This window comes from Candidatus Kryptonium sp., from assembly GCA_025060635.1.
Taxonomy (GTDB): domain Bacteria; phylum Bacteroidota; class Ignavibacteria; order Kryptoniales; family Kryptoniaceae; genus Kryptonium.
This window is the reverse complement of the sequence record JANXBN010000001.1, coordinates 342556-357156: the sequence shown is the minus strand read 5'-3', so window position 1 is coordinate 357156 and position 14601 is coordinate 342556. Positions and strand designations below refer to the sequence as shown.

General features: G+C 36.5%; 15 protein-coding genes and 1 riboswitch. Of the genes, 3 read left to right on the top strand and 12 right to left on the bottom strand.

The window, feature by feature from the left end; translation table 11 throughout:
* Positions 1-3 precede the first annotated feature (3 nt).
* From NZ923_01760 to NZ923_01705, 12 genes are all read right to left on the bottom strand, one after another.
* A complete protein-coding gene (locus NZ923_01760) occupies positions 4-582 on the bottom strand; it encodes a 5-formyltetrahydrofolate cyclo-ligase (protein MCS7228744.1) in 579 nt (192 codons plus the stop codon).
* Positions 583-590: 8 nt separating this feature from the next.
* Positions 591-1163 (bottom strand): ribosome recycling factor, encoded by a 573-nt coding sequence (frr, locus tag NZ923_01755; protein MCS7228743.1) that lies wholly within the window; start codon positions 1161-1163, stop codon positions 591-593.
* Between the two features lie 22 nt (positions 1164-1185).
* A complete protein-coding gene (gene pyrH, locus NZ923_01750) occupies positions 1186-1926 on the bottom strand; it encodes a UMP kinase (GenBank protein ID MCS7228742.1) in 741 nt (246 codons plus the stop codon).
* Positions 1927-1994: 68 nt separating this feature from the next.
* The gene (gene tsf / locus NZ923_01745) at positions 1995-2600 is read right to left on the bottom strand and encodes a translation elongation factor Ts (protein ID MCS7228741.1); all 606 of its coding nucleotides are present in this window, start codon (positions 2598-2600) and stop codon (positions 1995-1997) included.
* Positions 2601-2624: 24 nt separating this feature from the next.
* Positions 2625-3347: a 30S ribosomal protein S2 gene (gene rpsB / locus NZ923_01740; GenBank protein ID MCS7228740.1), complete on the bottom strand. Its 723-nt coding sequence runs from the start codon at positions 3345-3347 to the stop codon at positions 2625-2627.
* A 232-nt stretch (positions 3348-3579) separates the two neighbouring features.
* Complete coding sequence (gene rpsI / locus NZ923_01735; GenBank protein MCS7228739.1) at positions 3580-3972, bottom strand: 30S ribosomal protein S9; 393 nt, start codon at positions 3970-3972, stop codon at positions 3580-3582.
* A gap of 24 nt (positions 3973-3996) precedes the next feature.
* Positions 3997-4470 carry a 50S ribosomal protein L13 gene (rplM, locus tag NZ923_01730; protein ID MCS7228738.1) on the bottom strand — a complete coding sequence of 158 codons (474 nt, stop codon included), beginning with the start codon at positions 4468-4470 and terminating at the stop codon, positions 3997-3999.
* Between the two features lie 57 nt (positions 4471-4527).
* Positions 4528-5940 (bottom strand): sodium:solute symporter family protein, encoded by a 1413-nt coding sequence (locus NZ923_01725; GenBank protein MCS7228737.1) that lies wholly within the window; start codon positions 5938-5940, stop codon positions 4528-4530.
* Positions 5940-6578: a thiamine diphosphokinase gene (locus tag NZ923_01720; GenBank protein MCS7228736.1), complete on the bottom strand. Its 639-nt coding sequence runs from the start codon at positions 6576-6578 to the stop codon at positions 5940-5942. Before NZ923_01720 ends, NZ923_01725 begins: the two co-directional genes overlap by 1 nt.
* A 90-nt stretch (positions 6579-6668) precedes the next feature.
* Complete coding sequence (locus NZ923_01715; protein MCS7228735.1) at positions 6669-9185, bottom strand: TonB-dependent receptor; 2517 nt, start codon at positions 9183-9185, stop codon at positions 6669-6671.
* A gap of 142 nt (positions 9186-9327) precedes the next feature.
* A riboswitch (TPP riboswitch) is annotated at positions 9328-9431 on the bottom strand.
* A gap of 63 nt (positions 9432-9494) precedes the next feature.
* The gene (locus NZ923_01710; protein ID MCS7228734.1) at positions 9495-10559 is read right to left on the bottom strand and encodes an MBL fold metallo-hydrolase; all 1065 of its coding nucleotides are present in this window, start codon (positions 10557-10559) and stop codon (positions 9495-9497) included.
* 41 nt (positions 10560-10600) lie between these two features.
* Positions 10601-11467, bottom strand: a complete 867-nt coding sequence (locus NZ923_01705) for a 3'(2'),5'-bisphosphate nucleotidase CysQ (GenBank protein MCS7228733.1) — start codon at positions 11465-11467, stop codon at positions 10601-10603.
* Positions 11468-11675: 208 nt separating this feature from the next.
* Here NZ923_01705 and NZ923_01700 point away from each other — a divergent pair, with 208 nt between their 5' ends.
* Genes NZ923_01700 through NZ923_01690 form a run of 3 tightly spaced genes read left to right on the top strand, consistent with a single transcriptional unit; the run spans position 11676 to position 14599 of the window.
* Positions 11676-12866, top strand: coding sequence for a metallophosphoesterase (locus NZ923_01700; GenBank protein MCS7228732.1), 1191 nt, complete (start codon positions 11676-11678; stop codon positions 12864-12866).
* Positions 12867-13841 carry a hypothetical protein gene (locus NZ923_01695; protein ID MCS7228731.1) on the top strand — a complete coding sequence of 325 codons (975 nt, stop codon included), beginning with the start codon at positions 12867-12869 and terminating at the stop codon, positions 13839-13841. It abuts the gene before it with no gap.
* On the top strand, positions 13838-14599 hold the full coding sequence (locus NZ923_01690) for an ABC transporter ATP-binding protein (GenBank protein MCS7228730.1): 762 nt from the start codon (positions 13838-13840) through the stop codon (positions 14597-14599). The genes NZ923_01695 and NZ923_01690 overlap by 4 nt, the downstream gene beginning before the upstream one ends.
* Positions 14600-14601: the final 2 nt, after the last annotated feature.

The window sequence follows — 14601 nt, the reverse complement described above, 5'->3', positions numbered from 1 at the left end:
GCCTCATTGTTTCATCTTCCCACAGTCTATAACCTCGTTCTCAGTAATTACAAAATCAACAGGCACATCATTTGGCGTTGGCTCTATTTGATCAACAACTTGAAAACTGTAAACGAGAACGACCTTTGGACACTCAACATGACTTAAAAACTTATCGTAATATCCACCGCCGAAACCTATGCGATTTCCTTTCCTATCAACAGCAATTGCTGGAGCAATAACAAGGTCAATTTCTTTTATATCAACTTCTCTTAATTCTCTCGGCTCAAGTATTCCAAATGTTGATCTTTCAAGTTCTGATAAACTTTTTAACTCCGAATGTCGCAAAATTTTGTTCTCTTTATCAACTACCGGAACTATAACCCTTTTGCTTTGCGAAAGAAGATAATTTATAATTTCAATTGTGTCAACTTCGTTCTTCTTTGACGAGACATAAATATGAATTGTTTTAGCGGAGTTGAAAGCCGATAAGTTTTTTAAGTTTTGAAAAATTGTATTGCTCTTTTTCCTCGCCTCATTCGGATCAAGCGAATTGCGAATCGCGAGGACTTGTTCTCTAATTGTCTTTTTAGAGAGGGACATAAATAAATTTAAAAGCTCATTATCTCCTTCTCCTTTTGCTCAAAGAGAAGATCAATTTCTTTGATATATTTATCTGTCAACTTTTGAACTTGATCTTCAGCTCGCTTCCTCTCATCCTCGGAGATGTGCTGTTCCTTTTCAATCTTTCGCAGATGCTCGTTCGCGTCTCTTCGTATATTTCTTATCGCTACTTTCCCATCTTCACAGAATTTCTTAACGAGCTTGACAATTTCTTTTCTTCTCTCCTCTGTAAGTGGAGGTATTGGTATTCTAATAACATTTCCATCATTTGTTGGATTTAAGCCAAGGTCTGAAGCAAGTATTGCTTTTTCAATCGTTGGAATTAGCGATTTGTCCCACGGAGTAACAGTTAAAGTATGCGGATCGCTCACACTCACACTTGCAACTTTGTTAATGGGCAAATGCTGACCATAATAATCAACTTTGATCCCATCAAGTAGTGCAGTTGTTGCTTTGCCTGTCCTTACTCTTGCAAGCTCTTGTCTTATTACCTCAACCGACTTCTTCATTCTTTCTTCAGCATCTTTAAGTACCTCGGGTATCGTTGATGGGGCTGTCATGGTTCAAAGCCATTTTTTGTTTTTATCTCGTGGTGGAAACTTCAATAGTATGGATAACTTTCGTCCCGATATTTTCACCAAGAACTATACGTTTGAGATTTCCTGGGATATTCAGATTGAAAACTATAATTGGTAGGCTATTTTCACGGCAAAGCGTGATTGCTGTCAGATCCATAACTTTCAAGTCCAGTTTTAAAATATCAAGGTAAGAAATTTGATCAAATTTTACCGCTGTAGGATTTTGTTCTGGATCTGAATCATAAATTCCATCAACGCGAGTTCCTTTTAAAATAACATCTGCTTTTATTTCAATTGCTCTTAAAGCAGCAGCTGTGTCGGTTGTAAAGTAAGGATTTCCTGTGCCGGCTGCAAATATAACAACTCTTCCCTTTTCAAGATGTCTTATGGCTCTTCTTCTTATGAATGGTTCAGCAATTTGTTCCATAGCAATTGCAGTTTGAAGTCGTGTCATTATACCCTTTCTTTCCAAGACGCTTTGCAAAGCGAGGGCATTTATAACAGTTGCAAGCATACCCATCTGATCTCCGACAACCTTATCAATTCCCTCAGCTACAGCATCAACACCTCTGTAAATGTTTCCACCACCAATTACTATTCCAATTTGAACTCCAAGCTCATGAACTTCCTTTATTTCATCAGCGAATCTATTCAAAACAACAGGATCAATTCCATAACCACGATCTCCCATTAATGCTTCCCCACTGACCTTGAGAAGAATTCTTTTATAAACTGGCTGAGCCATGTTGAATTGAAGTTTTTGTTTTGTTCTAAATAAACAAAAAAGGTCTCAGAGAGACCTGAGACCTTTTTTTACTTTTCAAGGCTTTCGCCGAGATAATATCTCACGAAACGCCTTATGACAATGTTTTCGCCAAATTTAGCAGCCGCTTCATGGATCAAATCTCTTATCGTCTTGCCTTGGTCTTTTATGAAAGGTTGATCCAGCAAGCATACCTCTTCAAAAAATTTTTCAAGCTTTCCTTGCGCAATTTTTTCAGCGACATCTTCAGGCTTTCCTTCCGCAAGAGCTTGTTCCTTGTAGATCTCAAATTCCTTTTTAACAATTTCCTCGGGAAGTTGTTCTCGGCTTACAACCTTTGGGTTCATAGCGGTCACTTGCATCGCTATATCCTTGGCTAATTGCTTAAATTCCTCAGTTCTTGCAACGAAATCCGTTTCACAATTGATTTCAACGATTGCGCCGACTCTACCCCCTGCGTGTATATATGCTTCAATGAGACCTTGCTTAGTTTCCCTATTTGCATGTTTCTCAAGAACAGAAGCTCCTCTCTTCCTTAGATATTCTATCGCCTTCTCAATATCTCCATTTGTTTCCATAAGTGCTTTTTTACAATCCATTACGCCTGCGCCTGTTTTCTCACGCAATGCTTTTATTTGTTCAAGAGTTATTTCCATTTTTGGACCTTCAAATTTTTGTTTTTACTTTCGTTCGGTTTCAACAAGAGATTTTTCTGATTCTATAATTGCTTTCGCTTCAATGATCGCGTCGGTGAAAATTTTGGTGATGAGTTGAATTGACTTTATGGCATCATCATTCGCTGGAATAGGATAGTCAACCAAATCAGGATCGCAATTTGTATCAAGCATTGCGAAAACAGGGATATTTAATTTTCTCGCCTCGGAAACCGCAATATGTTCTTTTTTAATATCAACAATGTAAACGGCACCGGGCAATGTCACCATATCTCTTATACCACCGAGAATCTTCTGATACTTTTCCTTTTCACGCAAGATTTTCAATCTTTCCTTTTTCGTTAATTCATCAATCGTTCCGTCCGCTTCCATTTTCTCAATGTTCTGAAGCTTCTTTACACTTTTTCGTATCGTAACGAAGTTCGTCAATGTCCCACCAAGCCATCTTTCAATAACATAAGGCATCCCAGCTCTTTCAGCTTCGGTTCTGATAATTTCTCTCGCTTGTTTCTTAGTGCCAACGAATAAAACTTGCTTACCTTGTAAAACGATTTTTTTGATCTCTTCACATGCGACATCAAGATATTCTTGAGTTTTCTTCAGATCAATGATATGAATTCCATTCTTCTCCATGAAGATGAATGGCTTCATCTTGGGGTTCCAACGGCGGGTCAAATGTCCAAAATGCACTCCCGCTTCAAGCAACTGCTGTAGTTCAACTCTTGGCATAAAATTTCCTCCATTTTAGTTTTTGGTTTTAACCTCTACTCTCCTCACATCTTTGCGGGATTCAGGAAATAGTTTCCTGAACACCCCCGCAAAGATTATCCCATTTTACCTGGGACTCGGAGAGTATGTGTAATTGTTAATTATTTGTCAATCAAAATCGCAACCAAGTTCAGCTCAAAATGTTTCTCTTGATCTTGAAATAATCAACACAAGATCCACAAATAACCACATTTTATCTCTTTGAGAATTGGAATCTTTTTCTTGCCTTTGGCTGACCGTATTTCTTACGCTCAACCATTCTCGGATCCCTCGTCAAAAGACCATATTGACGCAAGATTTTTCTATATGTCTCATCAACTTTCAAAAGAGCTCTTGCTATACCAAGCCGAATTGCACCAGCTTGACCTGTTAAACCACCACCTTTAACATTTGCAATAACATCAAATTGTCCTAAGGTATTGGTCACAACCAACGGTTGAATTATATCAACCCTATGCGATTCAATCGGGAAGTAATTTTCAAAATCTCTCTTATTTACAATTATTTTTCCTGTTCCAGGGAGCAAACGAACTCTCGCAACTGATGTTTTCCTTCTACCAACAGCATCATATGAGACTGCAGGCATATTCTCTGATTCCTAATTTTTGTTTTACTTTAATAGCAATTCTTCAGGAATTGGCTCTGGCTTTTGGGCTTGGTGAGGATGTTCTGGTCCAGCATAAATTTTGAGTTTTCTTATCATTTTTCTTGCTAAACGATTTTTGGGAAGCATAAGCTTAACTGCGTGCCAGAGCACCCATTCAGGTTTTCTTTTCAGAAGATCCTTCAAACTTTCAAATTTCTCTCCACCTGGATAACCGGAATGGCTAAAATAAAACTTCTTTTCCTCTTTCTTTCCTGTGACTTTAATTTTTTCAGCATTAATTACAACAACAAAATCACCACAATCTACATGAGGAGAAAAAATTGGTTTATGCTTGCCTCTTAAAATCCTAGCAATGTTGCTTGCCAACCTGCCAAGGGTTTGTCCCTCCGCATTGATCAAATACCACTTTCTCTGACTGATGACTTCTTCTTTTTTCGGCGAAAAAGTCCTGTTTGTGATCACATCAAAACGAGCCATTTCGGAGACCTACCTTTAAATTTTCAATTTTTGCTTACAAAAATAACATTTTCAGGTTTAAAAAACAAATTTCCCCCTAAACAACCTTCCAATAATGTAGATCAAAATTGAAACGATCAATCCAGGAAACATTGGCTCAAGCCCAAATGGATAGTTTGGTTCCCCAAGAGGAGTTTTAAAAATTTGCCCCATTACAAATGAAACGAAAGAAAAAATAAATCCAGAGACCATTATTAAAAAAGCATGCTTCGGAGTCGGGGTTAAGTTCTCAAAATAGCTCGTGATCACTGGAATTAAAAGACCTGGTATGGTTAAAGTTCCAATGATATACCACAGGTCTACAACGGAAGGAAAGTAAATCGCAAGCAAAATTGATGACACAGATGTAATAACAAGTCCTATTCTGGTATAGAAATTTATCTTGTTTACTTCGCCATGATTTCCCTTTAATTTCCAAATTATATCATTCCCAATTGTGACCGCTGAAATAAAAACCAGCGTGTTTAAAGTTGACATTATCGTTGCAAGGAGCCCAACATAGAACAAACCTTTAGCTATCTTCGGCAGAACAACTTCAGCAAGCAGTGGATAAGCCATAACTGGTTGATCAAGATTTGGCAATATCGCTTTTGAATAAAGTCCTGCAGTAATAGTCATGAAATCAAAAACCATCCAAAATAAAATGGAAACGAGAATTCCGTATTTCGCCGTCTTCTCGTCTTTTGCAGCATAACATCTTTGATAAAATCCAGGATCAACAAGCGTCCATACTGCTATCAAAAACCAAGCAATTATATATTGAATTGAATTGCCGCCGGTTAAAGTTAAAGTTTCTTTCGGAACATTTGAAACGATAAAATCAATACCACCGTATTTTGTGAAGGCGAAAGGAAGTATCAAACCAAAACCAACAAACATCAGAAAAAACTCAAAAATATCTGTGTAAACATCAGATTTAAATCCACCAACAAAGAGGTAACTTACCGAAAGAAGAGTGCTTATAATTATGCTTAATTTCAAATCCAATCCGAAAATAATTTGAAAAAGAACGCCCAACATCAAAAAATAAGGTGCAGGTGTAACTAAGATAAGAGTTAAAATTGTTCCAAAGAACGATGTCTTTTTATCATATACTTGTGCAAGCCGATCTGGTATTGTGAAAAGTTTTGAGCGACGAACTCGCCCAGCAAGCACAAAAGCAAATATAGCTCCAAAGATATAGTATGGCAACCCTAAAACAAGCCATACAGACAAACCATGCTTATATGTGAATTCACCAACACCAAGTATTCCACCATACCATGTTGAAACAAGCGTAGCAACAAACATCGGCAAAGTTAAACTTCGTCCGGCAAGTAGATATTCTTCCACTGCGTTTTCATTTTCGCCTTTTGCCTTGAAACCAATATAGAGAACGCCGATAAAATATGATATGATAATCACTATATCCTCTATAGCAAAGCTGACCATCATAGCTTTTGTCTAATTATTTTTCTTATAACGAAAACACCTCCTCGCTTAACATAAATTGAAACTCTATTTGCCACTGCAACATTACTTACACCTCTACCGCTGAAAACCAAACTTTCGTTCTTTAACTTAAATTTCAAACCTATCGTTTTTGAAATGAGCGCTTTCCTACCAAGCGGGATAAGCGAAATTACATCACCTTTGTTTACTTCAAACGAAAATTTATCCGTTGCGAAGAATACCTCTCCATCTTCCCAAATTATTCTCAATTTTGCTTTTCTGTGGTAATTTACAAGGACGCTTAAATTTCCGAGGTTATGATCAATTCTATCCCCGAGCGCAGAAACTATGTCAATACTTGTATACCCACGATTAATTAAAAACTTAACAGATTTTTCAATGTCTGTGCTATCTTGATCTGTATCCAGTATGATCTCGCTTCCCTTTCCCTGAAAAAAATTTTTTACTCTTTCCTCAATTGAGTCAAGATCACCAATTATGAAATCGGGTTGAATTTTAAATTTATAAGCTAGATTCGCACCACCATCCGCACAAGCTATGGAATCGTAATTCTCCAGTATCTTCATTAAAAAATCACGAGATGGTGCATCACCGTTGCATATAAGAATTGCTTTCAAAAGTTAAATTTACCCGTCTATTTTTTATACTCACATAAGCTTGCCCACCCTCCCTTTAAAAGAAGGGTGGGCAAATAAAACTAAATTAATTTATAACTCAAAACCAATACTTACAAAATAATTTCGCTCAGCAGCTGGATAAAATTCATCTCCAACGCCAGAAGCGGCGTAAAGCGCATTGAAAAGATTATTTACTTGCAGTTTTAACTCAACATTTTTAAAGCCTAAAACTTTATCAAACTTATATCCAACCGTCAGATCAAACACAGTGTAGGCATCAACCTTTCTGTCAATTTTTCCAACATTGTTTGATGGGATGAGATTGAAATTGTCTGTGTAAAAATCACCAACATATTTTCCAAGAATTGAAACCAACAATCCTTCTTTTCTATAAGATAACCTAAGGGAACCAATATAATCTGGGAATCCAGCGATTCTCTTCCCATCAAGCGAAATTCTTTGTGGAGTTGAATATGATTCCCCAGTATATGGATTTTTCCAAACATAAACACCGTGTTTAATTATTCTGTTTCTGCTTATCGTTGCATTCCCATTTATCTCTAACCCTTCAATTAATAAATCTTTCAATTCAGCTGTCAACTCAACTCCAACATGTCTTGTTCTTTCCGCGTTTCCAACAATGGGATCACCAAATATATTTAATTGTCCACTTTTCACGAGTTCATCTTTGAAATCCATGTAGTAAAAGTTTGCTGTAAATTTATAATTCTCTGTGAAATATCCTCCGCCAAACTCAACATCAAAGAGTCGTTCTGGTTTAACAAGCGGCTTTGAGAAATCATAACTTCCATCGGGCTTCACTTCAAAGTTTGGTTTCTTTCCCCATGGATACCAATATCCATCGCTTGCATCATATAGGTCTCTTCTGCTTGGCTCTCTACTTGTGATTGAGAAGCTTCCAAATATGTTTATGTTTCTCGTCAAATCATAACTTATGCCGATCTTTGGATTTAAGAAGTAAAATGGAACACTGAAATCATTGCTTACCCATTTTCTTGAAACATAGTCATAAAACTCTTTTTCGTCATAAAGTTTGTATCTGTTGTAAACGAACTGCAAACTCGCCATTATCCTCAATTCTGGCTTAATTCTGTAAAACTCGTGGACATAAAACGAAACTATATCTTTTGCTCCGTTATATTGATAAAATTTATAATCACTTGGCAATTTCTCAGGTAGATTTTGTGCCCAGACGATCTTGCCCCAATGTAATCCTCTATGAATCCTGAATTCAGCACCAACTGTTAATTCACCATTCCCATGTTTAAGTGTTAATCTCGGCAGCCATCCCCATTGATTCAAATCAATAAAATATCTCGCTATTGCTTCGCCTGGGTTTTTTGAAGGTACTGAAAAACCATATTTAAGAGCATATGGGCTTGAGAGACGGAAATAAATTGTATCAGCCCAAGAAGCGTCCATATCCCAAAATCCAACACCTCGGATATAAAACAAAGTATTGTTAATAATTAATCTATCGTTCAACCTTAACTCATGCAAAAGTTCATAGTGTGGCTGGCTGAAGTTCTCAATTTCATCGTCCCTTGTGGTGACATCCATATAATTTAAGTTTGCTCTTCTTTTGTTCTTGTCCTTAACCCATGCCTTTGGAATACCACGATAAACGAGGTGATCTTCAAACGGTCCGCCATAAAGATTTATTTGTGTTGTCATGTTCTCGTCATATCTTGTCGCGCTGAAAAAGTACGCAGGAAATCTTGCCCATGATTTTTCCCTATACCCATCGGTCGCAATATAAGAAAGGCGACTGTAAAGTGAGTACCTGTTCTGAATCAAACCAGAATTTATAGCAATTGAATGCTTTTTAGTGTTATAACTTCCATAACCTGTGAAAAATGAAATTTTGGGCTCAAGTGAAAAGTTTGAAGTTATGATATTAACAGATCCACCAATCGCTGGAGGACCGTAAAATGCGCTTCCAGCTCCGCGCTGAACTTGCACACTTCCAGCGCTTGCAAGCAAATCTGGCATATCAAGCCAATATACACCATGGTCCTCTGGATCATTTTGAGGTATGCCATTTACAAGAACAGAAATTCGCCTCTGATCAAATCCACGAAGATTTAAGTAATTATATCCTATTCCATTTCCTGACCAAGAATAAGATAAAACAGATGGAAGCTCTGAAAGTAAAATCGGCACATCCTGCGTCGTGTAAAAATCTTTTATCTTTTGTTTTTCAAGATTTGAAAAAACAACTGGAGATTCCCGCTCCGTTGCTATCAAGGCAGTGACGACAACAGTTTGAGATGGAAGCACGGTAGGCTTGAGATAAAAAGTCAAACTTATCTCTGTTTCAGGTGCTAAATCAATTATTCTCCTTTGTTTTTCATAACCAACATAACTCGCAACTATGTTTATCCTTCCAGCTGGAACATTAGTTATTTCAAAATAACCATTTTGATCAGTTGCTGAGCCGAAAGGTAAATTTTCCAAATAAACATTTGCGTTGGGAAGCGGTTTGCCCGTTTCATTATCAAAAACATAACCTTTTATTTTGCTTTGGGCGAGCAAGGAAAACGCGAAGATTTGAAATAGAAAGAAGAAAGTTAGTAGTTTCTTCATGGCTTTTTTGATTTTTTGTTTTGGATTTCAAATTCCGTGGGGGTGGGAATTAGCTGAGAGGTGGGTAAAAAGTAGATGTAAACAATAAAAAAGCCGTTTTTCCACAAAATCAGCATAGGGAAAAACGGCTTTAGTTTAATTTCTCAATCTATGACCCGTTTCCCTACGCTGGCATTACCCAGATCAGGTTCAAGGGGTATACTCTCAGCCTCCCGAAATTTTCGGGAAGCACCCCCACGGGTCGACAAAACCGTTAAAGAACGAAATCTTGCGCCTAAAATTTAACAAAGAGAAAAATAAAAAGCAAATTTACCATTTCAGCGTCTCACCGTGTTTGAAAACCTTGAAATTACCCTCATCAAGTTTCAACTTCTTAACATAATTCATTAACCTATTCGGTGGCTCATCACATCTCTCATCGGACAAGTCAAAAGTTCCCCAATGCATTGGACAAAAGATTTTTCCCTTCAAATCAAGATAAGCTTTAACTGCCTCCTCTGGATTCATATGCACTGGTCTCATCATCTCAGCGGGTTCATAAGATCCAATCGGAAGGCAAACTAAATCAAAAGGACCGAATACTTCACCAATTAATTTAAAACCAAAGAAATAACCAGAATCACCACCAAAATAAAACCTTTTTCTTCCAATCACGACATATCCACCCCACAATGTTTCATTTGAATCGTCTATCCATCTACCTGAAAAATGTTGTGTCGGAGTGAATATGATCTTTAAACCTTTAAACTCAAACTCGTCCCACCAATCAAGCTCAACAGCATTTTTCCCTATCCCTTCACTATCAAGCAACTTCTTTACTTTCAACGGCACAAAAATTTTAACATCGGGATTTAACTCAACAATCCTCTTCAAACTAAAGATATCAAGATGGTCATAATGATTATGAGAAATTATGACAAAATCAATTTTGGGAAGTCGTTCAATTTCAAAAGCTGGCGGGACATATCTTCTTGAACCAACTTTATTATTAAACGGACCAACTTTATCGCTGAAAACCGGATCCGTAATGAAATTAACACCATCCATTTGAACGAGAAATGTTGAATGACCAACCCAAGTTATTTTATTTTCGGGATTCCTTCGTTCGTAAATTTTATTATCAAATTTAACAATCTGAAAATCACAGCTTTTCCTCTCGTTCCCACCTCCAAATATAGCCTCAAAGATTCTTTTCGCAATAAATGGAAAAACTACGGAAAATTTCCCACGCTTGAAGTTTGGATCAAGATTGTAAAATTTCCCATTTATATTTATGCTTCCGTATTTAGCTTTTAAAGTATCTCTTCCATCATATGCCATGCTACGAAATGAAAGTATAAAGATAACGCCCAAAAGAAGCAGAAGCTTCAACATTTAATCTAACTCCATCTTTGTTTCAACTTTAAAATTTAAAATTAACTTCTGCCCTTCTCTGTTCCCCTGATGAAATTTAAAATTTTATCATGTAACTCCTCGCTTGCAACTATAACGCCATTTCTTTTGACATTTCTCTGGTTATAAAAAATTTTCTCTCCATATGAATCTGTCACTTTCAAACCAGCTTCCTCTGCAATTAGATGAGCTCCTGCGAGATCCCACTCGCTCTTGTTAAAAACACTCACGACAGCATCCGCCCAACCACCTGCAACATTCACTATTTTGTACGCGATGCTTTCAATAAACTTTGCAACACCAAATGTTTCAATGAGATCTTTTATAAAATCAACTTGCTCAATTTCCCTCCTGCTAACGATAATTGAAACTCTATCAAATGATTCAATTGAACTCTTCACTTGTATCAAAGAATTTTTATACACATCCAAGGAATCAAATGCTAACCTCTCTTCTGTGTAATCCCGCAATAGATATGAACCTTTTCCCTTAATACCAAAATAAAGTTCTTTAGTTGCTGGATTGTAAACCACACCAAGCATAGGTTCGTTCATCTCCACAAGCGCAATTGAAACCGCAAATTCAGGGATACCTTTCAAAAAATCATTTGTTCCATCAAGCGGATCAACGATCCAAACCCTTTGCTTTTCCAATCTTGCCATATCATCTACCGTTTCCTCCGAAAGCCACCCATCATTTGGGAAAATGGAAAGAATTCTATCTTTCAAAATTTCATTTGATTCAACATCAGCACTTGTGACGGGACTTCCGCGACCTGATTTGCTTTTGTATCTGACATTATAATTTTTCTCACTGAAATAGCGCATTAAAATTTTTCCAGCTTCAAGAGAAGCATTGATCGCTACCTCAAGTTCCTTCAGAAGATTCATTACACTTCAAAGCTTTTTGAAAAATTATTTCAAACGAAGTTAAAAACAAAAATTTATCCCTGAACTGTCCCCAAAACTTTGATTGCTTGAGAGAATGAAGCCTCCCCGCGAGGTGTCAATTTGCTTTTATTTGGGTAAATTTTTAAAATTTTTAACAAGAAAATCAAAAACATAACTTAAAGACAAAAATTTGCCCTGGATTTTGCGAATGACATTGCTTTTGTCTGGACTTCTGCTTTTAATTTATTTATTTCTTTCAATTAAGGTATCAAACGCCGTTAAACAAGTTGCTAATGTGAACCATAAAATTGTTAAGTTTTTTGCTATAATTATTCCGCTTTATCTTCTCTCCTACCCGCTGATCGGTTTGGTTGGATATATAGGAGGTTTTCAAAGCATAATTTCTGCTTTTAGATTTGGAAATAAAATTCTTGATGTTTTCTTTGTCTATCCATTTTGGTTCGGGCTCGTCTTCGCAATTCAAACTATTTTACCAATACTCGTAATTGACATTCTAAAACTTATCATTTCCCCATTAGTTGCGTCAGTAATTCAGATGAAGATAAATTTCATCTATCCACGATTGATTATTTTGCTTACAATTACCACAGCTTTATATTCGGGAATAAAAATTTACAAAGACACTAATTCAATAGAGCTCACCACGATAAATTTAAAATTACAGATCCCACCCTCTTTAAACGGACTGAAGATAGTTCACATAAGCGACATCCAAGCTGATGCCAAAACTCAAAGAGAGAAGATGGAAAAGTATATAAAACTTGTAAATTCACTTGAGCCAGACATCGTCGTTTTCACAGGTGATATTGTCACTTACGGAACCACATATATACCTATCGGAGTTGAAATGCTTTCAAAAATAAAATCAAAATTTGGGCTTTATTCCTGCATCGGGGATCATGACTATTGGGCCGGGATTAATTTTATTTCAAGTGAAATGAAAAAGTATGGATTAAAATTATATGACAACGAAAACACAATCATAAAAATTGACAGCACAACGATTGGTTTGACCCTCGTAACAAATATCTACAGCAAACGCCCAAACAATGATGAACTTTTAAATCTTGCTTCCCAAAATAAAGCTGATCTTAAAATCTTAATAACACATCAACCGTCAGAAAGCCTTGTTAAATTTGCACATGAAAATGGTTATAAAATTTTTCTTGCTGGACACACCCATGGTGGTCAAGTTGTTTTTTCTTTTTTTGGTTATAAACTGATACCATCAAAAATTGAAACCGAATACGCTTCAGGTTATTACTATGTCAACTCAATGCTGGTAAATGTTAACAAAGGGCTCGGCTTTACACTCGCACCAATAAGATTTAACGCTCCAGCAGAGGTAACTTTAATAAAATTATCTTCACAAAATTAAATGCGCGCTCTTTTACTCTGTTTATCCATCATATTTACAATTATCGGATGCACAAGAGAAATTCAACAAATAACAGAACCCGATACAACCCCGCCATCGCCACCCCAAGGGATATATGTCTATTTCGCTGGGGACGGAATGGTGATCCTCGTATGGCAAAACAATAAAGAATCGGATCTTGCCTTTTACAAAATCTATCGCTCAACCAACAATGTAAATTTTTCATTCATCTCAAAAACTTATGAAAACATATTCTCCGATAAAGATCTTGACTATGACACAACATATTACTACTACATTACCGCTGTTGATTATTCTGGAAACGAAAGCGAACCAAGTATAATTGTAAGCGCAAAACCACGCAATCTCTATCCTCCAGTTCAACCATATGGCTTAACGGTTGAAGCGCATAATGATCCAGATGGAATATATGTTAATTTAAGCTGGCTTAAAAATCCCGACGGCGACATAAAACATTACAAAATTTTTAGATCTGTAATACCTAACTTTACAATTCACGATTCAAACCTTGTTGGAATCTCAAGTAAAAATTTTTATCGCGATACCCTAAACCTGTCCGTAAATCAAAGATATTACTATAAAATTGTCGCAACAGACAAAGGTGGCCTTGAGAGCAGACCAAGCTTTGAAGAGAATGATATCATTCTAAAACAACCTGAACTTATTAAACCAGAAAACAATGCGATAACGAGCTATGATATAATTTTCAGCTGGAGGAAAGTAGAAAACGCATCTGGTTGTATCATATTTGTATCCACTTCAAGGTTCGGAAATGAGATATGGAAGAAAGTAGTTTATCAAGAGAATTCCATTGATACGATTTTAGTTCCTTATACCGGTCCTATTTTACGAAGCGGGAGGACATACTTTTGGAAAGTAGCAACTTTTACAAAAGGAGAGAATATCATAAATTCAATCAGTGAAACGAGAAGTTTTACGGTGCTTTTACGATGATTGAAGTAATAAACATAATCAAATACTTTGATAACAGGGCGGTTTTAGATAACATAAGCTTTAGCGTTAAAAGAGGCGAAATATGTGGATACATCGGACCAAATGGTGCCGGAAAAACGACAACTATAAAAATTCTGATCGGGATGCTCAAACCATCCGGAGGCATAGCATATATAGATGGAATTAATGTAGTTGAGAATCCAACAGCTATAAAGAAAATAATTGGTTATGTTCCAGAATCAGGCGGTTTATTTGAAACTTTGACACCTGTTGAGTTCCTTACATTCGTTGGGCGAATTTACCAAATGAATAAGACAAGCATTGATAAGAAAATAAACGAACTCATGGAAATTTTTGAAATACATGAATACAAAAACGAACCGATGTTAAGTTTTTCAAAAGGGATGAAACAGAAAGTTGTATTGATCTCCGCACTTATGCACGACCCTAAAATCCTTTTTCTTGATGAACCATTAAATGGTCTTGACGCAAACGCAATTCAAGTTTTCAAGGAGATCATAAAAAAACTTGCTGAAATTGGCAGAACAATTTTTTATTCATCCCATCTGCTTGATGTAATTGAGAAGATCTGTGATAAACTTATAATAATCAATCGTGGCAAGATCATCGTCACTGGAACAGTAGAAGAGATATTGAAAATAACCAATGTATCCGATTTAAACGAAGCATTTACGAAGTTGATCGGAAATGAGGAGCTTGAAAAGAAAGTCCAAAGTTTCATTAGCAGGATAAAATAACT

Coding starts and splice junctions, on each gene's coding strand:
- pyrH (MCS7228742.1), bottom strand. CDS start 1,926: ATGGCTCAGCCAGTTTATAAAAGAATTCTTCTCAAGGTCAGTGGGGAA.
- NZ923_01700 (MCS7228732.1), top strand. CDS start 11,676: ATGACATTGCTTTTGTCTGGACTTCTGCTTTTAATTTATTTATTTCTT.
- NZ923_01695 (MCS7228731.1), top strand. CDS start 12,867: ATGCGCGCTCTTTTACTCTGTTTATCCATCATATTTACAATTATCGGA.
- NZ923_01710 (MCS7228734.1), bottom strand. CDS start 10,559: ATGTTGAAGCTTCTGCTTCTTTTGGGCGTTATCTTTATACTTTCATTT.
- NZ923_01705 (MCS7228733.1), bottom strand. CDS start 11,467: ATGAATCTTCTGAAGGAACTTGAGGTAGCGATCAATGCTTCTCTTGAA.
- NZ923_01725 (MCS7228737.1), bottom strand. CDS start 5,940: ATGGTCAGCTTTGCTATAGAGGATATAGTGATTATCATATCATATTTT.
- rpsI (MCS7228739.1), bottom strand. CDS start 3,972: ATGCCTGCAGTCTCATATGATGCTGTTGGTAGAAGGAAAACATCAGTT.
- frr (MCS7228743.1), bottom strand. CDS start 1,163: ATGACAGCCCCATCAACGATACCCGAGGTACTTAAAGATGCTGAAGAA.
- tsf (MCS7228741.1), bottom strand. CDS start 2,600: ATGGAAATAACTCTTGAACAAATAAAAGCATTGCGTGAGAAAACAGGC.
- NZ923_01760 (MCS7228744.1), bottom strand. CDS start 582: ATGTCCCTCTCTAAAAAGACAATTAGAGAACAAGTCCTCGCGATTCGC.
- rpsB (MCS7228740.1), bottom strand. CDS start 3,347: ATGCCAAGAGTTGAACTACAGCAGTTGCTTGAAGCGGGAGTGCATTTT.
- rplM (MCS7228738.1), bottom strand. CDS start 4,470: ATGGCTCGTTTTGATGTGATCACAAACAGGACTTTTTCGCCGAAAAAA.
- NZ923_01690 (MCS7228730.1), top strand. CDS start 13,838: ATGATTGAAGTAATAAACATAATCAAATACTTTGATAACAGGGCGGTT.
- NZ923_01715 (MCS7228735.1), bottom strand. CDS start 9,185: ATGAAGAAACTACTAACTTTCTTCTTTCTATTTCAAATCTTCGCGTTT.